Source organism: Sphingobium sp. R-21 (assembly GCF_049913335.1).
GTDB lineage: Bacteria > Pseudomonadota > Alphaproteobacteria > Sphingomonadales > Sphingomonadaceae > Sphingobium.
Genome location: NZ_CP184374.1, coordinates 905,470 through 929,536 on the forward strand (window position 1 = coordinate 905,470; position 24,067 = coordinate 929,536).

At 62.5% G+C, this 24,067-nt stretch carries 22 protein-coding genes and 1 tRNA gene; 13 read left to right on the forward strand and 10 right to left on the reverse strand.

What is annotated here, in order from left to right; genetic code table 11:
* Nucleotides 1-331 precede the first annotated feature (331 nt).
* Together ACN9MX_RS04220 and ACN9MX_RS04225 are read right to left on the reverse strand one after the other, a co-directional pair.
* Nucleotides 332-532 (reverse strand): hypothetical protein, encoded by a 201-nt coding sequence (locus ACN9MX_RS04220; protein WP_133654158.1) that lies wholly within the window; start codon nucleotides 530-532, stop codon nucleotides 332-334.
* Between the two features lie 73 nt (nucleotides 533-605).
* A tRNA-Ser gene (locus tag ACN9MX_RS04225) sits at nucleotides 606-695 on the reverse strand.
* A 148-nt stretch (nucleotides 696-843) separates the two neighbouring features.
* Here ACN9MX_RS04225 and ACN9MX_RS04230 point away from each other — a divergent pair.
* The 11 genes from ACN9MX_RS04230 to mazG all read left to right on the forward strand — a co-directional run bounded on the left by ACN9MX_RS04230 (nucleotide 844) and on the right by mazG (nucleotide 12,444).
* Nucleotides 844-1,881, forward strand: coding sequence for a lytic murein transglycosylase (locus tag ACN9MX_RS04230; protein ID WP_363825697.1), 1,038 nt, complete (start codon nucleotides 844-846; stop codon nucleotides 1,879-1,881).
* A 79-nt stretch (nucleotides 1,882-1,960) separates the two neighbouring features.
* Nucleotides 1,961-3,124: a D-alanyl-D-alanine carboxypeptidase family protein gene (locus ACN9MX_RS04235; protein WP_363825700.1), complete on the forward strand. Its 1,164-nt coding sequence runs from the start codon at nucleotides 1,961-1,963 to the stop codon at nucleotides 3,122-3,124.
* Nucleotides 3,121-3,762, forward strand: coding sequence for a dTMP kinase (gene tmk / locus ACN9MX_RS04240; RefSeq protein ID WP_363734836.1), 642 nt, complete (start codon nucleotides 3,121-3,123; stop codon nucleotides 3,760-3,762). Before ACN9MX_RS04235 ends, tmk begins: the two co-directional genes overlap by 4 nt.
* Entirely contained in the window at nucleotides 3,759-4,721 is a 963-nt protein-coding gene (locus tag ACN9MX_RS04245; RefSeq protein WP_363825702.1) for an AAA family ATPase, read from the forward strand. Before tmk ends, ACN9MX_RS04245 begins: the two co-directional genes overlap by 4 nt.
* Before the next feature lie 43 nt (nucleotides 4,722-4,764).
* Nucleotides 4,765-6,327, forward strand: coding sequence for a methionine--tRNA ligase (gene metG / locus ACN9MX_RS04250; RefSeq protein ID WP_363825705.1), 1,563 nt, complete (start codon nucleotides 4,765-4,767; stop codon nucleotides 6,325-6,327).
* A gap of 4 nt (nucleotides 6,328-6,331) precedes the next feature.
* Entirely contained in the window at nucleotides 6,332-7,105 is a 774-nt protein-coding gene (locus ACN9MX_RS04255; RefSeq protein ID WP_363754241.1) for a TatD family hydrolase, read from the forward strand.
* A complete protein-coding gene (locus ACN9MX_RS04260; protein ID WP_363734831.1) occupies nucleotides 7,102-7,881 on the forward strand; it encodes an MBL fold metallo-hydrolase in 780 nt (259 codons plus the stop codon). Before ACN9MX_RS04255 ends, ACN9MX_RS04260 begins: the two co-directional genes overlap by 4 nt.
* Before the next feature lie 11 nt (nucleotides 7,882-7,892).
* Nucleotides 7,893-8,528, forward strand: coding sequence for a retropepsin-like aspartic protease family protein (locus tag ACN9MX_RS04265; RefSeq protein ID WP_363825707.1), 636 nt, complete (start codon nucleotides 7,893-7,895; stop codon nucleotides 8,526-8,528).
* Nucleotides 8,525-9,820, forward strand: a complete 1,296-nt coding sequence (locus ACN9MX_RS04270) for an MFS transporter (protein WP_363825709.1) — start codon at nucleotides 8,525-8,527, stop codon at nucleotides 9,818-9,820. Before ACN9MX_RS04265 ends, ACN9MX_RS04270 begins: the two co-directional genes overlap by 4 nt.
* Before the next feature lie 162 nt (nucleotides 9,821-9,982).
* The gene (locus tag ACN9MX_RS04275) at nucleotides 9,983-11,398 is read left to right on the forward strand and encodes an ISNCY family transposase (protein WP_426387469.1); all 1,416 of its coding nucleotides are present in this window, start codon (nucleotides 9,983-9,985) and stop codon (nucleotides 11,396-11,398) included.
* 254 nt (nucleotides 11,399-11,652) lie between these two features.
* On the forward strand, nucleotides 11,653-12,444 hold the full coding sequence (gene mazG, locus ACN9MX_RS04280) for a nucleoside triphosphate pyrophosphohydrolase (RefSeq protein ID WP_363825712.1): 792 nt from the start codon (nucleotides 11,653-11,655) through the stop codon (nucleotides 12,442-12,444).
* Nucleotides 12,445-12,480: 36 nt separating this feature from the next.
* On the opposite strand, the gene hflX is transcribed toward mazG, so the two are convergent.
* From hflX to dusB, 7 genes are all read right to left on the reverse strand, one after another.
* The gene (gene hflX / locus ACN9MX_RS04285) at nucleotides 12,481-13,812 is read right to left on the reverse strand and encodes a GTPase HflX (protein WP_426387235.1); all 1,332 of its coding nucleotides are present in this window, start codon (nucleotides 13,810-13,812) and stop codon (nucleotides 12,481-12,483) included.
* Nucleotides 13,813-13,877: 65 nt separating this feature from the next.
* Nucleotides 13,878-14,360, reverse strand: a complete 483-nt coding sequence (gene hfq / locus ACN9MX_RS04290; RefSeq protein ID WP_133652004.1) for an RNA chaperone Hfq — start codon at nucleotides 14,358-14,360, stop codon at nucleotides 13,878-13,880.
* A 155-nt stretch (nucleotides 14,361-14,515) separates the two neighbouring features.
* On the reverse strand, nucleotides 14,516-15,889 hold the full coding sequence (locus ACN9MX_RS04295) for a sigma-54-dependent transcriptional regulator (RefSeq protein WP_133652005.1): 1,374 nt from the start codon (nucleotides 15,887-15,889) through the stop codon (nucleotides 14,516-14,518).
* Nucleotides 15,879-18,143: a sensor histidine kinase gene (locus ACN9MX_RS04300; RefSeq protein ID WP_426387236.1), complete on the reverse strand. Its 2,265-nt coding sequence runs from the start codon at nucleotides 18,141-18,143 to the stop codon at nucleotides 15,879-15,881. Before ACN9MX_RS04300 ends, ACN9MX_RS04295 begins: the two co-directional genes overlap by 11 nt.
* Nucleotides 18,144-18,260: 117 nt before the next feature.
* The gene (gene ntrC, locus ACN9MX_RS04305) at nucleotides 18,261-19,706 is read right to left on the reverse strand and encodes a nitrogen regulation protein NR(I) (protein WP_363734823.1); all 1,446 of its coding nucleotides are present in this window, start codon (nucleotides 19,704-19,706) and stop codon (nucleotides 18,261-18,263) included.
* A gap of 13 nt (nucleotides 19,707-19,719) precedes the next feature.
* Nucleotides 19,720-20,829, reverse strand: a complete 1,110-nt coding sequence (locus tag ACN9MX_RS04310) for a two-component system sensor histidine kinase NtrB (RefSeq protein ID WP_363734821.1) — start codon at nucleotides 20,827-20,829, stop codon at nucleotides 19,720-19,722.
* Nucleotides 20,826-21,845: a tRNA dihydrouridine synthase DusB gene (gene dusB, locus ACN9MX_RS04315; RefSeq protein WP_426387237.1), complete on the reverse strand. Its 1,020-nt coding sequence runs from the start codon at nucleotides 21,843-21,845 to the stop codon at nucleotides 20,826-20,828. Before dusB ends, ACN9MX_RS04310 begins: the two co-directional genes overlap by 4 nt.
* A 106-nt stretch (nucleotides 21,846-21,951) precedes the next feature.
* On the opposite strand from dusB, the gene ACN9MX_RS04320 reads away from it, so the two are divergent.
* A complete protein-coding gene (locus ACN9MX_RS04320) occupies nucleotides 21,952-23,118 on the forward strand; it encodes a bifunctional 2-C-methyl-D-erythritol 4-phosphate cytidylyltransferase/2-C-methyl-D-erythritol 2,4-cyclodiphosphate synthase (protein WP_426387239.1) in 1,167 nt (388 codons plus the stop codon).
* Nucleotides 23,119-23,122: 4 nt separating this feature from the next.
* Nucleotides 23,123-23,641 carry a CinA family protein gene (locus ACN9MX_RS04325; protein WP_363734817.1) on the forward strand — a complete coding sequence of 173 codons (519 nt, stop codon included), beginning with the start codon at nucleotides 23,123-23,125 and terminating at the stop codon, nucleotides 23,639-23,641.
* On the opposite strand, the gene ACN9MX_RS04330 is transcribed toward ACN9MX_RS04325, so the two are convergent.
* Nucleotides 23,587-24,063, reverse strand: coding sequence for a type II toxin-antitoxin system RatA family toxin (locus tag ACN9MX_RS04330; RefSeq protein ID WP_363734816.1), 477 nt, complete (start codon nucleotides 24,061-24,063; stop codon nucleotides 23,587-23,589). The genes ACN9MX_RS04325 and ACN9MX_RS04330 overlap by 55 nt on opposite strands.
* Nucleotides 24,064-24,067 lie beyond the last annotated feature (4 nt).

The following is a 24,067-nucleotide window of genomic DNA, read 5'->3' on the forward strand; positions in this document are numbered from 1 at the left end:
TGGCAGCGTCCCGCGCCGGGTCATCACATTGGCTCGCGCGCATTTTCAGCCTGATGACGAAGGTGCGGTGCTATCGCCATTTGCATGGTTCAGGCCGCCTTTCGGCTCGAAGGATTGCCCACCCGTGACCGCCGATTGACGTTACGGAAAGGTGGCGATCTACCTTTGGATAGATTGCGATGAACGTCCATTCTTGCTAAGCGGAAATGGATTTGGATGCCCGACAGCAAACAGATCGCGCTCCCGGCATTCCCTTGCCCGGGGGCGCATTTTTATTCCGCATCCCGGAACGCGAAACGTCTGACCGTCATCAACCAGCAAGAACCGATGATCAGGGTTCCCGCCCCAGCGCATCATGGAGAACCTGATCGGCACAGGACATGGCAAGCGCCCGTACCCGATAGCGCAGCGCGAGTTCACGATGGGCGGCAATTTCCTGCGATGCCGCACTCCGCTTTGCAGCGGCATCGGCTTTCGCGGCTTCCTCTCTTGCACGCCGGAACAGATAACGTGCGTCGGTATCGGCAGACATTGTCACCTCCGATGATTATCGGCCGCTTCTAGCATGAAGAAAATCGCGTCGCCTTAACGCGGATCAAACTGGATGGCGGACAGGGTGGGATTCGAACCCACGGTGAGCGTAAACCCACGGCGGTTTTCAAGACCGCTGCCTTAAACCACTCGGCCACCTGTCCGTCGTCACGCTTCCTAGCGAACCCGACGGCCTTGCCAAGCGTAAAATGGCGTGAAGGCGGTTTGATCCTGCCAATGTCGTCAAGTGCCAATAAGGGGATTCACGCCGCGCCATCCCTGTGCAACAAAAGAGCTTAAGGAGATTCTTCAATGCGTTCGTCGATCCTGTCGCTGTTGCTGGGACTTGCTGCCGTCGTGGCGGGCGGTCTGACGGCGGACAGCGTCAGCGCGCAGGAGAATGTCGGCTTTCGCGCCTATCTTGAATCCCTGCGCCCCAAGACCCGAGCGATGGGCATCCGGGATTCGACTCTGGACAGTGTCTTTCCGGGGCTGACGCCCAATCCGCGCGTAGTCCAGCTCGACCAAAATCAACCCGGCGGCGGCACCTATGCCCCGATCCCGAATTTCGAGCCCTATCGCCGCCAGCATGTCGATGCGGCACGCATCAGCCGGGGCCGGACCGCATATCTGGCCAATCGCGCCCGCCTTGCCCGGATAGAAGCGGAAACCGGTGTGCCGGAAGAGATCATGGTCGCCATCTACGGCCACGAAACCAATTACGGCGCCTATACCGGCGATTTCGACCTGATCCGCTCGCTTGCGACCTTGTCCTATGAGGGGCGTCGCCGGACATTGTTTGAACCGGAACTGCTGGCGACGCTGAAGATGCTCGATGATGGCGTGCCGCGCAGCCGCCTGGTGGGCAGTTGGGCTGGCGCGACCGGCTATCCCCAATTCCTGCCGAGCGTCTATCTGCGGCTGGGCAAGGATGGCGATGGCGATGGCCGGGTCGATATCTGGAACAGCGAAGCCGACGCCCTGGCATCCATCGCCAATTATTTCGTTCAGGCCGGATGGCGACGCGGCGAGCCTTGGGGCATTGCCGTGTCCGTTCCGGTCGGATTGGACCGTTCCGGCCTCGCCGCGCGCACCACTGCGGTCCGTTGCCCCCGCGTCTTCAGCCGCCATAGCCGCTGGCTCAGCATGGCCGAATGGCGGCGCATGGGAATCGTGCCCAGCGGCGCCGGCTGGCCCGCCGACCGGGTGATGGCGACATTGCTGGAGCCCGATGGTCCGGGCAAGACCGCCTATCTTCTGACCAGCAACTACCGGGCGATCCTCGACTATAACTGTTCGAATTTCTATGCCTTGTCCGTTGGCCTGCTGGCCGATGCGGTGAAGCAATAGAGCGCCTTGATATTGGTTCTGCCATGGCTATTGAATGCGCTAGGCATTCGAAGAATCCACCAGTCCAAAGGCATCCCGCATGAAGAAGTCCATCGCCGCCCTCCTGTTCGTCGGGTTGCTGTCCACGCCGCTGACCGCCGCCGCGCCACCCTATAGCAGCGAGGCGCCGATCGCCTATATGAAGGATCTCTCGTCGGGCGCCGTGCTTTACGACAAGGGGGGCGAGACGCGGATGCCGCCCGCCTCCATGGCGAAGATGATGACGGCCCATGTCGCTTTTCGCCTGATCCAGAAGGGCGATCTGAAACTCGACCAGAAATTCACCGTCCGCCCGGAAACCTGGCAGCGATGGCATGGCCCGCAGGCGGGATCGACCATGTTCCTGTCGCCGGGCGAGCAGGTGTCGGTGGAAAATCTTCTCCACGGCATCGTCACGCTTTCGGGCAATGATGCCTGCGTCGTGCTGGCGGAGGGCATTGCCGGGACAGAGCAGGCCTTCGTCGCCCTGATGAACCAGGAAGCCAAGCGCCTCGGCCTCAAGAACAGCAATTTCGGCACGAGCAATGGCTGGCCGGACGAAGGTGTGACTTATGTGACCGCGGCCGACCTTGCGGCGCTGGCCGAAGCGACGATCGAGGAAACGCCCAACCTCTACAAGAAATTCTACGCCACGCGCAGCTTCACCTGGGGCAAGACGATGGGCGGCGCGGATATCGAGCAGGGCAATCGCAATCCCATATTGGGCAAGGTCGCCGGAGCCGATGGTCTCAAGACCGGACACACCGAAGAAGCCGGCTTCGGCTTCACCGGATCGGCGGAACAGGAGGGACGCCGCCTGGTCATGGTCGTGGCAGGGCTGGGCACCTACAACCAGCGGATCGAGGAGTCGGTGCGCTTCATGGACTGGGGCTTCCGCGCGTGGAAGGCGCAGCCGCTCTTCAAGAAGGGACAGACCGTCGAAACCGCCGAGGTGCAGCTCGGCAGCGCAACCAGCGTTCCATTGGTCGCGGCGCAGGATATGGCGGTGACATTGCCGCGCGCCGCTTCGTCCAACATCTCGGTCAAGGTCGCCTATACCGGCCCGATCAAGGCGCCCATCACCAAGGGGCAGAGGATTGCGCAGCTGATCGTCTCCACGCCTGACACGCCGCCCCAGATCCTGCCACTGGTCGCGGGTGAGGATGTCGCTGAAGCCGGCATTTTCGGTCGACTGTGGAACGGGCTGAAGTCCTTCTTCGGGTGACGGCCGCAGGGACGACGCGGGGCCGCTTCATCTCGCTGGAAGGCGGGGAAGGTGCAGGCAAGTCGACCCAGTTGCGGGCCCTTGCCGCCGCCCTGCGCGCGCGCGGCGTGGAAGTCGTGGAAACGCGCGAGCCGGGCGGCAGCGAAGGGGCGGAGGCCATTCGCGCCCTGTTGCTGACCGGGGGAGCCGACCGCTGGAGCCCCCGCGCCGAAGCGCTGTTGTTCGCTGCTGCCCGTGCCGATCATGTGGAAAAGACGATCCGTCCGGCGCTGGAGCGGGGCGCATGGGTGCTTTCCGACCGCTTTCTGGACAGCAGCCGCGCCTATCAGGGCGCAAGCGAGCTGACGGATGCGGATATATTGGCGCTTCACCGGATTGGCAGCAACGGTTTCCTGCCCGACCGGACCCTCTTCCTCACCTTGCCAGAGGAGGAAGCGAGCGCGCGTGCCCGTTCTCGCGATGGAGATGCGGCCGACAGGATCGGGGGACGCGACCGGGATTTTCATCTCGCCGTGGCAACAGCCTTTCATCGGTTCGCCCAACAGGAACCGGCGCGCTTCCTTGCCGTCGACGCTTCGGGAGACGCCGGGGCAGTGACGGCACGGCTGCTTCAGGCGTTGCAGGACCTGCTGCCATGACGTCACTCATCGGCCATGACGCGCAGGCCCGCACGCTGCTCGATGCCGCGCGGAGCGGTCGTCTGCACCACGGCTGGATCCTTGCTGGCCCGTGGGGCATTGGCAAGGCAAGCTTCGCCCGCGCCATGGCGCTGCGCCTGCTGGCGGAGGCGGCAGGGCCGCCCATCACGGCTGATGGGCTGGACGTGCCGCAGGATCATCCGACCCGCCGCCTGTTCGAGGCGGATGCCCATCCCGACTATGCCGAGCTGTTCTGCCTGGAAAAGGAAAGCGGCACCGCCCGCAACATCACGGTCGATCAGATCCGGAGCCTCCAGCGCCTGATCCAGTCGGCGCCCTCCATGTCGTCACGGCGGATCGTGGTCATCGACAGTGCCGACGATCTGGAGCGCGGCGCGGCAAATGCGCTGCTCAAGAATCTGGAAGAGCCGCCGGCCGATATGCTGTTCCTGCTGGTCAGTCATGCGCCCGGCCGGCTGCTTCCGACTATCCGCTCCCGCTGCCGTACCCTGCGCTTCGACATGTTGAACGAAGAGGCCATGCGCAGCATTTTGCGCGCGACGGACGACAGTCTTTCTCCGGATGAACTGACCGCGCTGATCCAGGCAGGTGAGGGGTCTCCCGGCAAAGCGTTACGCTATGCGGGCCTCAACATAGTGGACATCGAAAATTCGTTGGCCGCCATTGCCGCTGGCGGCGACCCTGGCAACCGCCAGCGACTAATGCTGGCCAGGATGCTGGCGTCAAAGAGCGCCCGGCCCCGTTATGAGGCGTTTCTTGAGCGGGCGCCGGCCTTCATCGCGGCGGCGGCGCGCCAACGCAAGGGGAGCGATCTCGGCAAGGCGCTGGACCATTGGGAAGCAGCACGCCAGCTTGCCGGGGGAGCCGTCATCCTGTCGCTTGAACCGGGGGCCGTGGTTTTCGAACTTGCCGGGCATGTCGCCGCCCTTGCCCGCTGAAAAGCGGCTTTGCGCCGGGACTAACACCCGCTAGGGAGGGCGCATGTCCAAGCCCTATACCATCACGACAGCCATCAGCTACCCCAATGGCCGCCCGCATATCGGCCATGCCTATGAAGTGATCGCAACGGATGCGATCGCCCGTTTCCAGCGTATGATGGGCCGCGACGTCTTCTTTCAGACCGGAACGGACGAACATGGCCTGAAAATGGCCCAGACCGCGCGCAACAGGGACATGGAGCCGCGCGCACTCGCTGACGAAATGTCAGGATATTTCAAGGCTATGAATGATGGTCTCAACATCAGCTATGATCGCTTCATTCGCACCAGCGAGCCGGATCATCACCGCGCAAGCCAGGCGATCTGGCAGGCGATGGAGGCCAATGGCGATCTCTATCTCGGCCGCTATGAAGGCTGGTATTCCGTCCGCGATGAAGCCTTTTACGACGAAAAGGAACTGGTCGAAGGAGAGGGCGGGCAGAAGCTCTCGCCCCAGGGCACGCCTGTCGAATGGACGGTGGAGGAAAGCTGGTTCTTCCGCCTGTCCGCCTATCAGCAGAAATTGCTGGAACTTTACACCAGCCAGCCGGATTTCATCCAGCCTGACAGCCGCCGCAATGAGATAATGCGCTTCGTGGAGGGTGGCCTGTCCGACCTCAGCGTGTCGCGCACCAGCTTCGACTGGGGCGTCAAGGTGCCCGGCAGCGACGGCCATGTCATGTATGTGTGGGTGGACGCGCTCACCAACTATCTCACGGGCTGCGGCTATCCCGATGATGCGGACCGCATGGCCCGCTACTGGTCGGAAGGTGGCGATATCACGCATGTCATCGGCAAGGATATCGTGCGTTTTCATACCGTTTACTGGCCAGCCTTCCTGATGAGTGCGCGGCTGCCCTTGCCCAGGCAGGTCTTCGGTCACGGCTTCCTCCTCAACCGGGGAGAGAAGATGTCGAAGTCGCTCGGCAATGTGGCCGATCCGATGGAATTGGCCGAACGCTTCGGCGTGGATCAGCTCCGCTATTTCCTGCTGTCGGAAGTCACCTTCGGCAATGACGGCAGCTACAGCGCGGAGGCGATCGTCGCCCGTTCGAACAGCGACCTCGCCAACAGCTTCGGCAATCTCGCCCAGCGAACGCTGAGCTTCATTGCCAAGAATCTGGAGGGTCGCCTGCCCGAACCCGCAGCGCAGGAGGTCGATCGCGATCTTCTTGCAACGGTCGGGGAAGCGGCCCGGACCTTCCAGGCCGCTATGGCGGACCTTGCGCCCTCGACAGCCATCGAAGCGTGGATGCGCGCGGTGTTTGCCTGCAACGCCTATATCGATGCCCAGGCGCCCTGGACGCTCCGCAAGACCGATCCTGCCAGGATGGAGGCGGTGCTCGCCACCCTTTACGAAGCGATCGCCGACCTTGCCATCATCGTCCAGCCGATCATTCCCGCAAGCGCCTCCGCCCTGCTCGAGCAGATGGGGACAGCCGAGAATGGCAGGAACTATTCTGCCATCGGCAGCGACTGGTATACGCAGCTTCGTGCGTCCGGCTTTGCCCTGAGCACGCCCAAGCCGCTCTTCCCGCGCCTCGAACTGCCCGCTGAAGAGGCGTGACGTCATGTTCATAGACAGCCATTGTCACTTGAATTACAAGGGGTTGATCGACGATCAGCATAATGTGCTCGAACGGGCGAGGGGCGCTGGAGTCGACCTGATGCTCAACATTGCCACGCGCGAAAGCGAATGGGACGATGTGCTGGCAACGGCCTTGCGCGAAACGGATGTGTGGGCGACCGTCGGCATTCACCCCCATGAAGCGGACGAGCATCCACATGTCGACACCGCGAAGCTGGTCGAACGGGCGGCCCATCCACGCATCGTCGGCATAGGCGAGACCGGCCTGGATTATTATTACGACCATAGCGATCGCGAGCGGCAGCAACGCAGCTTCCGGTCCCATATCGCCGCCTCTCGCGAAACCGGCCTGCCGCTGATCGTCCACACCCGCGATGCGGAGGAGGACACGCTGGCCATCATGCGCGATGAAATGGGGAAGGGGACCTATGGCGGGGTCATCCATTGTTTTACCGCCAGCGGCGCCTTTGCCGATGCAGCGATGGAACTGGGTTTCTACATCAGCATTTCGGGTATCGTGACCTTCAAGAACGCCAGGGATCTTCAGGAAACGGCTGCCCGTCTGCCGCTCGAAAGGCTGCTGATCGAAACCGACGCTCCTTTCCTCGCGCCCGTGCCCCATCGCGGCAAGCCGTGCGAACCCGCCTTCGTGGCCGACACTGCCCGTTTTCTGGCGAATTTACGGGGCGAAAGCGTCGAGCAACTGGCTGAGGCAACAGCAGCCAATTTCCGTACGCTTTTCAGCAAGGCAGCATGAGCCTCAAGCTCACCATCCTGGGAAGCGGCACCTCCTCGGGCGTGCCTCGCATCGGCAATGATTGGGGCGCCTGTGATCCGCAGGAGCCCAGGAACCGCCGCACCCGGGCATCGATCCTGATCGAAAGCCCCACGACCCGGTTGTTGATCGACACATCACCGGACATGCGTGCGCAGTTGCTCGCGGCCGACGTGATCCATATCGACGCGATCCTGTGGACGCATGACCATGCCGACCACAGCCACGGCCTGGACGATGTCCGTCAGCTTTACCACCATCGCGGCACGCCTGTCCCCGGCTATGCGCGCCCGCAGACGCTTCGCTTGCTCCGGGAGCGCTTCGGTTATGCCTTCGAAGGGCGTCATGGCTATCATCCGACGATCGAACCGCATCCGCTGCCGGATGGCCTGCGCATCGGGGACATCAGCATCGCCTGCACCGACCAGCCCCATGGCGAGATATTCTCCACCGGATTCCGTTTCACGTATGATGGCCATTCCATTGGCTATGCTACTGATTTTCATGATATAACGACTGATATGATGGCACTGTACGATGCGCTGGACATCTGGGTGGTCGACGCCTTGCGGGAACGGCCGCATCCAACCCACGCGCATCTGGCGCTTACCCTGGATGCCGTACAGGCCGTGCGACCGCGCCGCGCCATATTGATCCATATGGACCAGAGCATGGATTATGCGTCGCTTTGCCGAACACTCCCGGCGGGCGTCGAACCGGGTTATGACGGGCTGGTGGCCGAACTGGGCGCATCATAAGGGGCAGGGAAATGGGTGGCGATCAGGCAATGTCCAGTCTCTGGTACGTGCTGGCGTTGGTCCTGGTCGGATCGGCCTTGCTCGCGCGGCGGGCGCCGATGGGCGGCCTCTTGCGTATGGCCATGCTATGGATCGTCATCTTCGCGGCGCTGCTTGGACTGTTCAAGGCTGGCGAGAAATACGGCCTGTTTGCCAGCCGTATCAAGGGGGAAGGGGGCGGATCTCCCGCACTGGCGACCAATGATATGCCGACAGCCTTGCCCACCGCGCGCGTGGAGGGGCAGGCACTGCGAATACCCGTTGCGCCCGACGGCCATTATTGGGTCGAGGGAATGGTCAACGGGAACCCGACACGCTTTCTGATCGACAGCGGGGCCAGCGTGACCGCATTGTCAGTGGAGGCGGCGCGCGCCGCCGGCCTCAATTTCGACCTGAATGCGTCCGGCGTCAGCATGATGACCGCCAACGGCAAGATCGACGCCAAGCGCTCGACAATCGCCACGCTGGTCGTCGGCCCAATCCGCGCCAGCGATCTCGACATTGTCGTTTCCCCGGCTTTTGGCGATGTCAATGTGATCGGGATGAACATGCTGTCACGGCTGAAAAGCTGGTCCGTCCAGAATGGAGAGATGGTGCTGACACCATGACGTCATACATAGCCGCGCCCGATCAGCGACAGCGCCTGAAAGCCGTGATCGGCGGTTCCACGGGCAATCTGGTGGAATGGTATGACTGGTATGCCTATTCGGCCTTCACCCTCTATTTCGCCCAGCATTTCTTCCCCAGCGAAGACCGCACCGCTCAGTTGCTGAGCGCCGCCGGCATTTTCGCGGTCGGCTTCCTGATGCGCCCCATCGGCGCCTGGCTGATGGGCGTCTATGCCGATCGCCATGGTCGCAAGAGCGGCCTGACCTTGTCCGTGGCGCTGATGTGCGCCGGTTCGCTGCTGATCGCGGTCACGCCATCCTATGACAGTATCGGGGTTGGCGCGCCGCTACTGCTTGTGCTGGCGCGCCTGATGCAGGGATTGTCAATCGGCGGCGAATATGGCGCCAGCGCGACCTATTTGTCCGAAATGGCGGGGCGCAATCACCGCGGCTTTTTCTCCAGCTTTCAATATGTCACGCTGATAGCCGGCCAGCTTGTCGCCATCTGCGTCCTGTTGGCGCTTCAGGCCATGCTGACCGAGGCTGAACTGGATGCGTGGGGCTGGCGCATTCCTTTCCTGATTGGCGGGGCGCTGGCGATCATCGTCTTCTGGCTGCGGCGCGGCCTGGCCGAAACGCAGAGCTTCGCCAAAGCCCAGGCAGAGGGTGCGCCCAGATCGGGTTTCGTGGAACTGGTAACCCGGCATCCGAAAGAGACGCTGACAGTCATGTTGCTGACCGCGGGCGGCACGATCGCCTTCTACGCCTATTCCATCTACATGCAGAAATTCCTCGTCAACACCAGCGGCATCAGCCGTGAAGCAGCATCCCAGATCAATGGGATAACGCTCTTTGTTTTCATGCTGATCCAGCCTCTCGGCGGCGCTCTTTCCGACCGTATCGGGCGCAAGCCGCTCATGATCGGCTTTGGTCTGCTGGGCGTCACCTGCACTTATCCCATCTTCGCGACGCTGGCCGTGACCAAGGACCCATGGATGGCCGGGCTGCTGGTGATGGCCGGGCTGGTGATCGTAACCGGCTACACCTCGATCAACGCCGTCGTGAAGGCGGAACTGTTTCCAGCGCATATCCGGGCACTGGGCGTGGCGCTGCCTTATGCGCTGGCCAATACCATGTTCGGCGGCACGGCGGAATTAGTCGCGCTCTGGTTCAAGAAGCTCGGTGTGGAGCAGGCCTTCTATATCTATGTGACGGTGATGATCGGTATTTCGCTGATCGTTTACATACGCATGCGCGACACGCAGCGGCACAGCCTGATATTGGAAGACTGAGTGTCCAGCCCGTTAAATTTAACATAATCCTTATTATCGGACTTTGATAGTGTAAGCGCCGGATAGAAATGACACCCCTCTGCTAGATAGAAATGACACCCTCGGGCGTCCTTAGCAGAGTCCGGTGGCATGGTCCTCCTGGCAGTTCGGGAGGACGCGCTTATGACGGTGGTGGCGATGAGCCATGGCGAGCTTTCGCGGTTTGACACATTGTCGCGCGTGGACCGCGGCGAACTTCGGGTTGAGGATGCGGCGATGTTGCTGGGCTTGAAGCGCCGGCAGATTTTCCGGTTGCTTGAACGTCTCCGAGTTGAAGGCGCTTCAGGCCTGGTGTCGCGCAAACGTGGTCGGCCGAGCAACCGACGTCACAGCAATGCCTTTCGCGAGCGGATCCTGTCACTGGTCCGCGAGCATTATGCGGATTTTGGACCGACCCTGGCGCGTGAGTATCTGGCGGAGCGCCACGATATCGCGGTGGGCTGTGAGACATTGCGGCAGATGATGATTGAGGCTGGTCTGTGGCAGGATCGCGCAGCTCGCCGGTCTCGCCCATATCAACCGCGCCACCGCAGGGAGTGTCGTGGCGAGCTGATCCAGATCGACGGCTCGGATCATGACTGGTTTGAGGACCGCGGACCGCGATGCACGCTGCTCGTCTACATAGACGACGCGACCAGCGAGTTGATGCACCTCAAGATGGTCGAGAGCGAAAGCACCTTTTCCTACATGGAAGCGACGCGCGAATATATCGAGCGGCACGGCAAGCCGGTGGCCCTTTATTCCGACAAGCACACAGTCTTCCGCAACGCTAAAGCGACCGCCAAGGGTGACGGCATGACGCATTTCGGGCGCGCGCTCGATGCGCTGAACATCGAGATCATTTGCGCCAACTCACCCCAAGCCAAGGGCCGGGTCGAGCGGGCGAACGGCACATTGCAGGACCGCCTGATCAAAGCGATGCGCCTGGAAGGTATCTCGTCGATCGAAGAAGCGAACGTCTTTCTGCCGAGCTACATGGTTGGGCACAATGCGCGCTTCGCTCGTCCGGCCGCAGACAGTCGTGATCTACACCGCCCTCTGGCACTGCGGGATGATCTGCACTCCGTCATGGTCTGGCGCGAACAGCGGACGGTCACGGCCGCGCTGACGCTGCACTATAACAAAGTGCTGTTCCTTCTGGAGCCGAACCCGATCAGCAAGGAACTGGTGCGCAAGCGCGTGGATGTCTGTGAATATCCTGACGGCACAGTCGAGATCCGCCACGAGGGGCGCTCCCTTCCCTATAGCCTGTTCGACAAGATGCCCCGGATCAATCAACCTGCCATCGTCGATAACAAGCATCTCGACGCGGCACTGGCGCTAGCAAAAGAGATCCAAGCGATCGCGCCGCATCACCGGCAGCGGAACAACTATGCCCCTGCTCGCCGCGACCAGCCCGCGCATCTGTTCCCCGAACCGGAGGCGCCGGTGAAGATCGACGGACGCCGGTTGGGCGGGGCAAAGCTCAAACGTCGTCCCCGGCTCAGCCCGGCGGAGTTACGGGCGCGCGGCACGCTCGAGTTCGTGAAGGCGCGCTAAAGCGGTTCTGACCGAGCCCGCTGCCGTCGCAGCGGGTCCGTGCCCTTCCCCACCACTGTTACGCCATCAGCAGGGTCTGCGCTGCGCTATCCCAAGGGCTCCACGCAGCCCCTGCTGATCTCAAGAGTGTCATTTCTATCGGGGACGGAAAGTGTCTTCTCTAACCGGCAGGAACAGATAGCTGCTCGACAAGCTGGCCTTCTGCGTCCCGACAATCTATCCCTGCCATAGATCTCCTCAATCCAGAGTACCGCATGTCATCCAACAGCAAGGCGAATCCCGCCGACATCATGCCGCTCGCCAATGTCATGGCGCGTTTGCGCGATCCGGAAACGGGTTGCCCCTGGGATATCGAACAGGATTTTGCCAGCATCGCGCCCTATACGATCGAGGAAGCTTACGAAGTCGCCGACGCCATAGAACGTGACGACATGGCGGCCCTGCGCGATGAACTTGGCGATCTGCTGCTGCAGGTGGCGTTCCACAGCCGCATGGCGGAACAGGCGGGTCATTTCACATTGCAGGAGGTCATCGACGGTATCACGGAAAAGATGATCCGCCGCCATCCCCATGTCTTCGGCGAAGGAACAGACAGGAAGGACGGCCACGCCCAATGGGAAGCCATCAAGGCGGCCGAGCGTGCCGAAAAGGAATCTGATCCGAGCGCGCTGGCGGGCGTCGCCACAGCCCTTCCAGCCCTGCTCCGCGCTGAAAAGCTCCAGAACCGCGCCGCCCGAACAGGGTTCGACTGGCCCGATCTTGGCGGTGTCATGGCCAAGATCGAGGAAGAACTGGACGAAGTGCGGGAGGCGACTTCCCAATCCGAACGAGAGGAGGAAGTGGGCGATCTTCTCTTTGCCGTGGTCAACCTCGCCCGCCATCTGAAAGTCGATCCGGAGGTTGCCCTGCGCGCGGCGAGCGGCAAGTTCGACAAGCGCTTCCGCATCATGGAAGCCTTGGCCGGCGACGATTTCGTCGCCCTTTCCCTCGATAAGAAGGAAGGCTTGTGGCTGCAGGCAAAGGAGCGGTTACGACAGGCGAAATAGAGTGGTTTCCCGGCGACAGGGCGGCGACCCGAAAGGCTATTTCCCAAGACGCTTGAGGAACCGCGCCAATGCGGAATCGGACAGGCGGACATCCACCAGCATGTCCGCGCCATCGGCCTTGCTTCCAATCACATCGCCATGTTCGTGCAACCACGCCATGGCCGCGCCATCAGAAAGGGGCACATGCAACTGGTGCACTCGCGCACCGGCGGTCAGCCGGCTGCTGATGGCCCGCTGAAGGTCGTCGACCCCCTCCCCGGTCAAAGCGGACAGGATGACCACATCGTTCCGCCGCGCAGCGGTCTCGCGCGCCAGTAGCGCAGCCTCTTCGTCCAGCAGGTCCAGCTTGTTCCACGCTTCGATAATGGGCGGCGGATCACTACCCTCGCTCGCGTCAAGCGCCCCTTCCCCCGCGACGCCAAGCTCGGCCAGTACGTCCATCACGTCGTCGCGCTGCGCTTCGCTGTCAGGATGTGCAATATCGCGGACATGGATGATCAGATCGGCCGACAGCACCTCTTCCAGCGTGGCGCGAAATGCGGCGATCAACTGCGTCGGCAGGTCAGAAACAAACCCCACAGTGTCGGAAAGAATGGCCTTGTCCAGTCCCGGCAGGGCGATCTGACGCATGGTGGGGTCAAGCGTCGCGAACAGCAGATCCTCCGCCATGACGTCAGCCCCGGTCAGGCGGTTGAACAGCGTTGACTTGCCCGCATTGGTATAACCCACCAGCGCGATCACGGGCCAGGGCGCACGTTGCCGCCGTGCCCGATGCAGGCCGCGCGTCTTCGTCACCTGATCCAGTTCGCGCCTGATCTTCGCCATGCGATCGCGGATCATCCGACGGTCCGCTTCGATCTGCGTTTCACCGGGACCGCCAAGAAAGCCGAAACCGCCCCGCTGCCGCTCCAGGTGGGTCCAACTGCGCACCAGCCGTCCTGCCTGATAGTCCAGATGCGCCAGTTCGACCTGCAGGCGCCCCTCATTGGTCGCCGCACGCTCACCGAAAATTTCCAGGATCAGGCCGGTCCGGTCGATGACCTTCGTTTCGGTCGCCTTTTCCAGATTGCTCTGCTGCACGGGGCTGAGCGCATTGTCGACAATGACCAGTTCGGCATCTTCCGCCCGCGCCAGCGTCGCGATCTGATCCACCTGTCCGCTACCAAACAGGGTCGCCGGCTTTCGATCGCGCACACGGAAGGCCTGCGCTGCGCGCACGTCGATGCCGATAGCCAGGGCAAGCCCCCTCGCCTCGTCCAGCCGCGCATCGCTGTCACGCCGTTCCGGACCATGGACATCGGCGCGCACAACAATGGCGCGTGCACCACGCGATACTTCATCAGCTGAATCTCGGTTGAAAACGGCCATGACGGCTTAACGCTTCCCGCCTCTGCCGGCTTCACGGGAAACCCGGCAGAGACAAGAAAAAGCGTTCAATCCTCGCCCTCACCCTCGCCGGTGAGGTCGAGCGCGTGCAGCGGCTGCACGGTGGAAATGGCATGCTTGTAAACGAGCTGGACCATGCCGTCCCGTTCCAGCAGCATGCAGAAAAGATCGAAGGCGGCGATTTCGCCCTGCAACATGACGCCGTTCACCAGGAACATGGTCACCGGGCTGCCCGACTTGCGCACCGCGCTCAGGAAGATTTCCTGGAGCAGCTTCGACTTGCCGTTGCCGTCACTCGCCTTGCGCAGATCGGTAAGGTCCATGGATTGAGCAGGCATGACGGTCGATATCGCATGCTTGTATACCAGTTGCGACTGCCCGTCGCGCCGCAGCAGGACGGAAAAATTGTCGAACCAGGTAATGATACCCTGCAATTTAACGCCCTTGACCAGGAACATGGTCACCGGCGTCTTGCTCTTGCGCAGGCTGTTCAGGAAGATGTCTTGAAGGTTGTTCACTTTGTCGGCCATGGTCTTCACCAGTCCTTTATTGGCGGGACGTTACCCGCGCTCGCACCCTTAAGCAGGATGTCTTGCTCGCCTCCGCCTGTCGGAAGCGAGGCAAGTCTACCGCAATTGCGAAGAGCCGTCCATGCCCAGTTTGGCTGAAGAGGCCTCTCTTTGCCTCAACCGTCCTTCCCATCCGTAATACCCAGCAGCTTCAACTTCCGGTGAAGCGCCGAACGTTCCATGCCGATGAAGGTTGCGGTGCGGGAAATATTGCCCGAAAAGCGCCGGATCTGGATGCGCAGATATTCGCGCTCGAAACTTTCCCGCGCCTCCCGAAGGGGCGCGCCCATGATCGCGGACTGACCCATGCCTTCCGAACCACCATTGCTGGTGAGTTCGGGCGGCAGCATGTCCAGTTCGATCCTTCCGATCCGCTCGCCCGGAGCCAGGATCATGGTGCGTTCGATGACATTGCGAAGCTGGCGGACATTGCCCGGCCATTCATTGGCCTGGAGCGCGGCCATGGCGTCGCTGGCGATTTCCGGCGACGGAACCCGGCGTTCCGCCGCGAAACGCGCGAGATAATGTTCGACCAGCGGAGGAATATCGTCCCGCCGCTCGGCCAGAGGCGGAATGACCAGCGGCACGACGTTGAGCCGATAGAAGAGGTCCTCGCGGAAACGCCGCTCCTCGATCTCGCTCGCCAGGTTGAGCGCGGTCGAGGAAATGACGCGCACGTCCACCTTGACCTGCCGCTGTCCGCTGACGCGGGTGAAGCTCTGGTCGGTCAGCACGCGCAGGATCTTCGCCTGCGTCGTGAGCGGCATGTCCGCGATCTCATCCAGGTAGAGCGTACCGCCATGCGCCTGCTCCAGATAGCCCGGACGCACCAGTCCGCTCGGATCTTCGACGCCGAACAGTTCTTCCTCGACGCGATCCGGGTCCATCCGCGCCGCGGCGACGATGATGAAGGGAGCATCGGCCCGTCCGCTCCAGCTGTGCAGCATGCGTGCGGCGACTTCCTTGCCCACCCCGGCGGGTCCGGAAATCAGCACCCTGCTGCCCGTACCCGCGACTTTCTTGATGGTGGCGCGAACGGCATTGATCGCCGCCGATGTGCCGGTAAGCTCATCATCCTGCCCGAAGCGCGCCCGCAGCACCTGGTTCTCGCGCCGCAGCCGTTCGGTTTCGGTTGCCCGCGATACGAGATGCAGAAGCCGGTCCGCCTCGAAAGGCTTTTCGATGAAATCCGCTGCCCCCTTGCGAATGGCGGCGACGGCGGTGTCGATATTGCCGTGGCCGGAGATCATCAGCACCGGAATGGTCGCATCCCGCCGCTTTATCTCGTCCAGCAGTTCCAGGCCATCGAGCCTGGAACCCTGCAACCAGACGTCCAGCAGCACCAGCGAAGGGCGCCGCGCATCCAGCGCCTCGATCGCGCTGTCGCTGTTCGCGGCCGTGCGCGTGGCGAAACCCTCATCCTCCAGGACACCCGCCACCAGATCGCGAATGTCCTCTTCATCGTCGACTATCAGAATATCAAGCGCCATTGGCCGTCACTTTTCCAGTCGTTTTACCATGGGACAAGGCAATGACCTGCCCCTCTTCCAATTTTTCGAGCGCCGCCACCGGAAAGCGCAGGGCCACACGAGCGCCCCCACCGTCGGCATCGTCGAAGCGGATTTCACCCATATGTTCCTCGACAATCTTCTTCACGATCGCCAGGCCCAAGCCCGTGCCCTTGGTCCGGGTCGTCATATATGGCTCTAAAATGCGTTCGCGTTCCGGGGGCAGGCCAATGCCATTATCCTGCACCGCAATCAGCAGATTGCCGCCATCATGCTCCACACTCATGGAGACCTGGCCACGCCAGTCATCGCCGTCCGAGACGGTCTTGGGCTCGATCGCCTCAACGGCATTTTTGACGATATTGGTGAGCGCCTGCCCCAGTTGCCGGCGATCGCATACCAATTCCGCATCGCTGTCCGTCGAATGATATTGGAAGCGAATGTCGGGATGGGCGACTTCATGCAGGAACAGCGCATGGCGAGCGATATCGTCGACCCGCTCGCGCCGGAACACCGGCTTTGGCATGCGCGCGAAGGAGGAGAATTCATCCACGATACGGCGCAGGTCACCGACCTGGCGCACGATCGTGCCGGTCAGGCGGGTGAAGGTGGCCCTGTCGCTCGTCACTTCCTCGGCATAGCGGCGCTGCAACCGTTCAGCGGCGAGCTGGATCGGGGTGAGCGGATTCTTGATCTCATGCGCGATGCGCCGCGCCACGTCGGACCAGGCGGCGCGGCGCTGATCGGAAAGCTGCTGGGTGATATCGTCGAATGTCAGAATGTGGCGCGATGCGTCCTCCGACACCTTGACCGCCAGCGTCCGTACATCGCCATGGGCGCGGATCTGAACGATGCCGGCGCCATCCTCGGACGTGATGAGCGAGGCCAGTTCGGGGGAAATTTCGGTCAGCGGCCGCCCTACCGGATCGTCCCCCTCCCTCACCAGCAGGGCCGCCGCCGAGCTGTTGAGCAGCAGGATGATACCTTCGCGATCCACCGACAACACGCCGGCCGACACGCCCGACAGGATCGCCTCGATAAAGGCGCGCCGCTCGTCAAGCTGGCTGTTCGCCGCCACCAGCGCCCCGGTCTGCGCCTCCAGGCGCTGGGTCATGCGGTTGAAGGCTGCGGCCAGCGTGCCGATCTCGTCCCGGCTCTGGGGACTGGTCACGCGGGCCGACAGGTCGCCCGCCGTGATTCGCCGTGCCGCCATCACCAGTTCGTTCACCGGCCGCACCATCCAGTCTGCGACCTTGAGCGCGATATACACAGCCACGCCGACCAGCAGCAGCGACCCCACGAACAGCAATATGTTGAACCGCAACTGCAGCGCGCGGGACTGTGCGGCAAATATGTCGTAATCCGACAACACCTTCTGCGCCCGTTCCACATTGCTGAAGGCCGTCGATCCGGAATCGCGGGTGGCGTAGAGATAGATTTTCGCATTGGGGTAGAGCAGCGTCACCGCTTCGATCTGGTTGGGCTTCGCCGCAACCACCACATCCTCGCCGGAGGCCAGCCGCTTCACCACATCGGGGGTCAGCATTTCCGAAACCGGCCGGCTTTCCGGATCGACCGTAGCCGCCGTGCGCGCCACGCCGTCCTTCCCGATCTCGATGATCGCCGAGCGGTTCAGCTTCCGCGTGACTACCTGGTAGATATAGCCTTCCGCAAAGCGTGGACTGGAAACCTTCGACTGAGCCAGATAATCGCGCAGGTCGCTCGCCATGGTGACGGTTTCGTCGCGCACGTCGCGCAGGTTCTGCTCATAATAGCCCCGCGCCAGATCGCTGGCGTTCTGCAACATGCCCCGTGCACTGTCGGAAAACCAGAATTGCACGCCATATTGAAAGAGCAGGGAGGCGAAGATCACGACCAGCAGCATCGGCACGCTGGCGACAATGGAGAAGATCGCCACCAGCCGAACGTGCAACTGACCGTCGCTGCCGATCGCTGACTGAGCCGCGCGCCGCTTCGCCACCCGCCGCCCCAGCAGCACGAGCAGCGCAATGGCTGGCACCAGGTTCGCCACCAGCAGCAGCGCCACTATGGGCGGCGTCAGCAATGTGTATGACTGCCCCTGTCCGCTCAGCAGGAAATAGGTGATCCCCGCCATGCCCAGAAACAGGACGAGCGTCACAGCCTCCACCACCGCGGCAAGCCGACGGCGCAGGAAAAGCGGAAAACGCCTTTTCCATGCCCGGCCCCGCGCCGGAAGAGTTACTGCGCCTTCCATAGTGGCTTGGTTACAACATTAATGTGCCCGATCAAACACAGTAATTGATGAACAAATGGCTTCCGGTCGAAAAGCGCTTTCGCTTCGTCGCCAGCGACCGGACCGTCGGCCGATGCCTTAATCGGCGATCCGAAGCTGCAAGGGATCGAGGCCGTAATCGGTCAGCTTCTTGCGCAGCGTGTTCCGGTTGATGCCGAGCAACCCGGCGGCGCGGATCTGGTTTCCATCGACGCTGGCCAGCGTTTCCTGGAACAGGATCGGCTCCACCACGGCCAGCAGGTCATCATGCAGGCTTCGGTTCGGCTGGGTAAGGCCGATGCCCAGTTGCCGCTTTGCCCATTCCCGCACCGCCTGGCCCAGCAGATCGCCGGGCGCGGCATAATCGGCCGGAACGGCATCCAGCGGCAGGCTGTTGCGCAGCAGATCGGCCGTGATCACATTCTCGCGGCTCAACACCGCCAGCCGCTGCATGATATTCTGCAGCTCCCGCACATTTCCGGGCCAATGATAGGCCATCAGCAATTGCGCGGCATCGTCGGACAGCGCCTTGCGCGGCAGCCCCTCCTGCGCCGCGCGATCAAGGAAGTGGCGAGCAAGCAGGATCACATCTTCCCGCCGCTCGCGCAGTGCCGGCAACGCGATGGGAACCACGTTCAGCCGATAATAGAGATCCTGCCGGAAGCGATTCTCCTCGATCAGCCTGGGCAGGTCCTTGTTGGTGGCTGCGATGATGCGAACATTCACCTTCACCGGTTTGGAGCCGCCCACGGTCGTGACTTCGCCCGACTGCAAAACGCGCAGCAGCCGCGTCTGCGCCTCCATCGGCATGTCGCCGATCTCGTCCAGGAACAGCGTGCCGCCCTGCGCCTGCTCGAATTTGCCGGCGGTGCGGGCATGGGCTCCGGTGAAGGCGCCCTTTTCATAACCAAACAGTTCCGCCTCGATCAATTCGCGCGGAATGGCGGCCATGTTGATCGCCACAAAGGGTCGTGTCCGCCGCTGACCCAGGCTGTGGATCGCCTCGGCCACCAGTTCCTTGCCCGTGCCGGATTCCCCCAGCACCAATATGCTGAGGTCGTTCGACAGGACACGGGCGATGGTCCGATAGACCTCCTGCATCGCCGGGGAGCGCCCCACCAGCGGCAGTCCGTCATGCGGCAACCCGCTATCGGTCGCTTCCTCGGCAGCTCCCTTGCCCGATCCGATCGCATCGGACACCGCGCGCGTGAGCTCGTTCAGATCGAAGGGCTTGGGCAGATATTCGAACGCGCCCTTTTCCGTGGCGCGGATCGCCGTGTTCAGCGTGTTCTGCGCCGACAGGATGATGATGCTGAGCGCGGGGCGCCGCTCCAATATGTCCGCAATGCCGTCCAGCCCGTCACCGTCCGGCAACATGACGTCCGTGATCAGGACATCAGGCGAAAAGCTTTCCAGCAGGACGCTGCGCTCCCGGATCGATGCCGCCGTCTTCACCCTGTATCCCTGCCGCCGCAGGGCCTCACCGACGACGAGGCAGATCGCCGGATCGTCATCCACCATCAAGATCGAGCCTGTCACCGCCATCACCCTGCCGTCTTCATCCAGTCCCCATCGGCAGCAGGATTCGGAAGGTCGATTCCCCTGCCTGATGATCGCGCGAATATTGCACGAACCCGCTCATGTCGCGCACCAGCTTGTCCACCAGCGCCAGCCCCAGTCCCGTCCCGTCCCGCCTGCCGGTGATGAAGGGATTGAACAGGTGGTCCAATATATGCTCCGGCACCCCGGGACCATTGTCGACGACCAGGATTTCGATGGGCAGCACCGCGCTGCCCTTCCCCTTGCCGACAACCACCGACACACCGTGGCGAAACGCCGTTTCCACGCGAATGCGCGGCTTCTTGCAATGCTCCAGCGCTTCCGCAGCATTTTTGAGCAGGTTGATCATCACCTGCACCAGCGCGTCCTCGTTGATATTGGCAAATGGCAGGGATGGATCATAACTCTTTATGATCTTTATATTTCTTGCAAATCCGGCGGCGGCGATATTCGCCGCCCGGTCGATCAGCGGGTAGATATTGCCGCTGCGGCATTCCAGGGTCCGGTCCGTGGTGAAATCCTGCATCCGGTCGATCAACGCGGCTATCCGATCCACCTCATTGCAGATGAGTTGCGTCAAAGCGGCGTCGCGCCCGCCATTGCCCGATTCCAGCAATTGAGCCGCGCCCCTTATGCCCGACAGGGGATTCTTGATCTCATGCGCCAGGATCGCCGCTGCGCCGATGGCCGAGCGCGCGCCTCCCGCCGTGCCGCGATGGCCGATCTTGCGCGCCTGGCTCTGGGTGTGGACCGATACCACGCGCCAGCCTTCATGATCCACGATAGGCGCGATCATCAGGTCGACTTCCATCTCCGCCGTGCGTCCGGCATGCACGCGAATGTCATAGGCCGCGATCGGCTTGTTGCTATGCCAGATGTCGAAGCGCGCCCCCATCTCCGCCATGCGGATGGTCCGCGCTATATCGCTTCCGACTATGGCTGAACGCGCCATGTTGAGCAGCGTTTCGGCGCGGACATTGGCGTCGGCGATGCTGTTGTCCGGCCGCACCACCAAAGTTGCGACCGGCAGCGCAGTCATGAGTTCGGAAAGCGATGGCCCATCCCGCTGCGGTCGAAGCGATGGGATGGTGGTCATGTCCGCCGTCATGCCGCCTTGCGTGTCTCTACCAGACCCTCGTCGGCAATCAGCGGTTCGTAGAAGCGCGCAAGCATGTCCAGCACGACATCACCGTCCGGCTCCTGGTTCACTGCGTTGCGGAACTCGGCAGAGCCCGGCAGCCCCTTGGTGTACCAGCCGATATGCTTGCGGGCCATGTTCACGCCAGTGTGACTGTCATAATGCTCCAACATCGCGCGATAATGTTCCGTAATCACGCGATATTGCTCGTCCAGCAAGGGATCGGCCAGGCGCTCGCCCGTGCGGAACCAGTGCATCACCTGACCGATCAGCCAAGGCCGGCCATAGGCGCCCCGCCCGATCATCACGCCATCGGCGCTGCTCTGCTCCAGCGCTGTCTCGGCATCGTCGATGGAGCAGATGTCCCCATTGACGATGACGGGCAGCGACACCGCTTCCTTCACGCTGCGGACAAAGGCCCAGTCCGCCGACCCCTTGTACATCTGGCAGCGCGTACGGCCGTGGACCGTGATCAGCTTCGTACCCAGATCCTCTGCGATCCGGGCCAGTTCGGGCGCGTTGAGGCTGGCATGGTCCCAACCCATGCGCATCTTGACCGTGACGGGCACGTCGACAGCCTTGACGGTGGCGTCGATCAGCGAAGCGGCGAGCGGTAGATCACGCATCAGGGCGCTGCCGGCATCGCCGTTCACCACCTTTTTCACCGGGCAGCCCATGTTGATATCGATGATCGCGGCGCCGCGATCGGCGTTGAGCTTCGCCGCTTCCGCCATTTCCGTGGGCGAGCAGCCGGCAAGCTGCATGGAAACGGGTTCCTCCAGCGGATGCCATGCCGCCTTCTGCAGCGACTGGCGGGTCTCGCGGATCATGGCCGCCGTGGCGATCATCTCCGTCACGTTCAGGCCGGAGCCATAGCGGCGCACCAGCGTGCGGAACGGCATGTCCGTCACGCCCGTCATGGGCGCCAGCACGACCGGCATGTCAATCGTCACCGGACCTATGGAAATCGGGGAAAGCCTCTGCATCGTTCCGTCACTGCCTAAAAAACAGGCAGCCCTTAGCGGAAATCCGCATCCTCGGCAAGCGAAGCGGGGCTGGCGGTCGCTCCGGCACTGCGGTACAGGCGCGGCCATGACAGACCGAACCGTCGCCCTGCTGGTTGCAGCAGGACAGGGCAGCCGCGCGGGCGGCGACATCCCCAAGCAATTCCGGCCGATCGGCGGCAAGCCGGTTCTCATCCATGCCGTCGACGCGCTGGCACGCCATCCGGCTATCGATTCCATCGTGCTGGTGGTGGGTGCGGGGCAGGAAGACGATGTGCGGGCCATGCTGGGAAATCGTGCCGTCGGGGCAATCGTTCAGGGCGCCGACAGCCGTCGTGGGTCGGTGCGCGCCGGCCTGGAGCATATCGCCTCCGCCGGCGGCGCGGCGCGCATATTCGTTCATGACGCGGCCCGCCCCTTTCTTCCTGCGCCGGTGATCGATCGGCTGCTTGCCGCTTTGGAAGGGGCAATCGGTGCGATCCCTGTTTTGCCGGTCGCAGACACATTGGTCAGGAGCGAGCAGGACAATGCCGCTGAGGTCGTCGACCGCAATGGCCTGTTCCGTGTCCAGACGCCCCAGGCCTTTCGCTTCGACGCCTTGCTGGCTGCGCACCGGCTATGGGACAGTACACAGGAAGCAACCGATGATGCCCAGATGGTGCGGCAATCGGGTCATGACGTCATGCTGGTCGCGGGCGATGAAAGGCTGGAAAAATTGACCTATGCTGAAGATTTTGCGCGCGCCGAAGCCCGACTGGGCGCTGCTCGAAGCGTGCGGACGGGCATGGGCTATGATGTCCACCGACTTGCGCCCGAAGAGGAGCTCTGGCTGTGCGGCATACGCATTCCGCACGATCGGGGCCTGGCCGGGCACAGCGACGCGGATGTGGCGATCCACGCCCTAGTCGATGCCCTGCTCGGCGCCCTGGCGGAGGGCGACATAGGCAGCCATTTTCCGCCTTCCGACCCTCAATGGCGCGGCGCGGCCTCGTCCCGCTTCCTGGAATATGCGGCGGGACGCGTCGCAAAACGGGACGGCTTTATCGAGCATGTCGACCTGACGCTGATCTGCGAGGCGCCGAAAATCGGCCCCCACCGTGACGCCATGCGCAACCGGATCGCCGAAATCCTGGGCATTACCCTGGATCGGGTCAGCGTGAAGGCGACCACCACGGAACGGCTGGGCTTTGCCGGACGCCGGGAAGGTATCGCCGCACAGGCTGTTGCCACCCTCTCCCTCCCCGCGCTAATCTGACTCCATGCCCGATAACATCCTTCCCGCGCAGCTGGTCGACCTGGCCGAGCGCGTCATCAGCGCCAACCGGCGCGCCGGTCGTACCATTGCCGTGGCGGAAAGCTGCACGGGCGGACTGGTGTCCGCCGCGCTGACCGAAATAGCCGGCTCATCAGAAGTGTTCGAAGCCGGATTTATTACTTATTCCAATGACATGAAAAGCGAACTTCTGAAGGTTTCTCAGGATGTCATTGAAACTTTCGGCGCCGTTTCCATCGCCACTGCCTGGGCGATGGCTCAGGGCGCGCTCAACAAGAGCCACGCCAATGTCGCCGTCGCGATCACAGGCATAGCCGGTCCCGGCGGCGGATCGGAACAGAAACCCGTCGGCACCGTCGTTTTCGCCCGCGCCGAACGCGGCGCCAGCCCCGACAAGATCGTCGCCGACATGCATTATTTCGGAGATACGGGCCGGGGCGGCGTCCGCCTTCAGGCGGCGCTCTGCGCGCTCGAACTATTGCTGCCCGACTCGCCGGCGCCGTAAAGCTCCGCCGCGCGGGTCTCGAAGGCGCCGATCATCTTGCGCAGCGCCTTGTCGAACATCTGCCCCGCCAGCATCTCGAACAGCCTGTTCTTGAATTCGAACTCGACCTCGAAATCAACCAGCACCCCGCCCTTGCCGTCATCGCGGAAGTTCCATTCATTGTGGAGATGCTTGAGCGGCCCGTCGAGATAATCGACCCGCACGTGATCCGGCCGGTGCTTGTGCACGCGGGAGGTGAAGCTCTCCTTGATCCCCTTGAAGCCGACGATCATGTCCGCGACCATTTCCGAATCGCTATCGGACCGGACCCGGATCGCGCTGACCCAGGGCAGGAATTCGGGATAGGCCTCGACATTCGCCACCAGGTCGAACATCTGTTCAGGCGTATAGGGAAGCGGCCTCGTTTCGTTATGCTTGGGCATCGGC

Bases quoted from the DNA above. Each gene is read 5' to 3' on its own strand.
- ACN9MX_RS04220 (WP_133654158.1), bottom strand. From the start codon at position 532: ATGTCTGCCGATACCGACGCACGTTATCTGTTCCGGCGTGCAAGAGAG.
- ACN9MX_RS04230 (WP_363825697.1), top strand. From the start codon at position 844: ATGCGTTCGTCGATCCTGTCGCTGTTGCTGGGACTTGCTGCCGTCGTG.
- ACN9MX_RS04235 (WP_363825700.1), top strand. From the start codon at position 1,961: ATGAAGAAGTCCATCGCCGCCCTCCTGTTCGTCGGGTTGCTGTCCACG.
- ACN9MX_RS04245 (WP_363825702.1), top strand. From the start codon at position 3,759: ATGACGTCACTCATCGGCCATGACGCGCAGGCCCGCACGCTGCTCGAT.
- metG (WP_363825705.1), top strand. From the start codon at position 4,765: ATGTCCAAGCCCTATACCATCACGACAGCCATCAGCTACCCCAATGGC.
- ACN9MX_RS04255 (WP_363754241.1), top strand. From the start codon at position 6,332: ATGTTCATAGACAGCCATTGTCACTTGAATTACAAGGGGTTGATCGAC.
- ACN9MX_RS04260 (WP_363734831.1), top strand. From the start codon at position 7,102: ATGAGCCTCAAGCTCACCATCCTGGGAAGCGGCACCTCCTCGGGCGTG.
- ACN9MX_RS04265 (WP_363825707.1), top strand. From the start codon at position 7,893: ATGGGTGGCGATCAGGCAATGTCCAGTCTCTGGTACGTGCTGGCGTTG.
- ACN9MX_RS04270 (WP_363825709.1), top strand. From the start codon at position 8,525: ATGACGTCATACATAGCCGCGCCCGATCAGCGACAGCGCCTGAAAGCC.
- ACN9MX_RS04275 (WP_426387469.1), top strand. From the start codon at position 9,983: ATGACGGTGGTGGCGATGAGCCATGGCGAGCTTTCGCGGTTTGACACA.
- mazG (WP_363825712.1), top strand. From the start codon at position 11,653: ATGTCATCCAACAGCAAGGCGAATCCCGCCGACATCATGCCGCTCGCC.
- hflX (WP_426387235.1), bottom strand. From the start codon at position 13,812: ATGGCCGTTTTCAACCGAGATTCAGCTGATGAAGTATCGCGTGGTGCA.
- hfq (WP_133652004.1), bottom strand. From the start codon at position 14,360: ATGGCCGACAAAGTGAACAACCTTCAAGACATCTTCCTGAACAGCCTG.
- ACN9MX_RS04295 (WP_133652005.1), bottom strand. From the start codon at position 15,889: ATGGCGCTTGATATTCTGATAGTCGACGATGAAGAGGACATTCGCGAT.
- ACN9MX_RS04300 (WP_426387236.1), bottom strand. From the start codon at position 18,143: ATGGAAGGCGCAGTAACTCTTCCGGCGCGGGGCCGGGCATGGAAAAGG.
- ntrC (WP_363734823.1), bottom strand. From the start codon at position 19,706: ATGGCGGTGACAGGCTCGATCTTGATGGTGGATGACGATCCGGCGATC.
- ACN9MX_RS04310 (WP_363734821.1), bottom strand. From the start codon at position 20,829: ATGACGGCGGACATGACCACCATCCCATCGCTTCGACCGCAGCGGGAT.
- dusB (WP_426387237.1), bottom strand. From the start codon at position 21,845: ATGCAGAGGCTTTCCCCGATTTCCATAGGTCCGGTGACGATTGACATG.
- ACN9MX_RS04320 (WP_426387239.1), top strand. From the start codon at position 21,952: ATGACAGACCGAACCGTCGCCCTGCTGGTTGCAGCAGGACAGGGCAGC.
- ACN9MX_RS04325 (WP_363734817.1), top strand. From the start codon at position 23,123: ATGCCCGATAACATCCTTCCCGCGCAGCTGGTCGACCTGGCCGAGCGC.
- ACN9MX_RS04330 (WP_363734816.1), bottom strand. From the start codon at position 24,063: ATGCCCAAGCATAACGAAACGAGGCCGCTTCCCTATACGCCTGAACAG.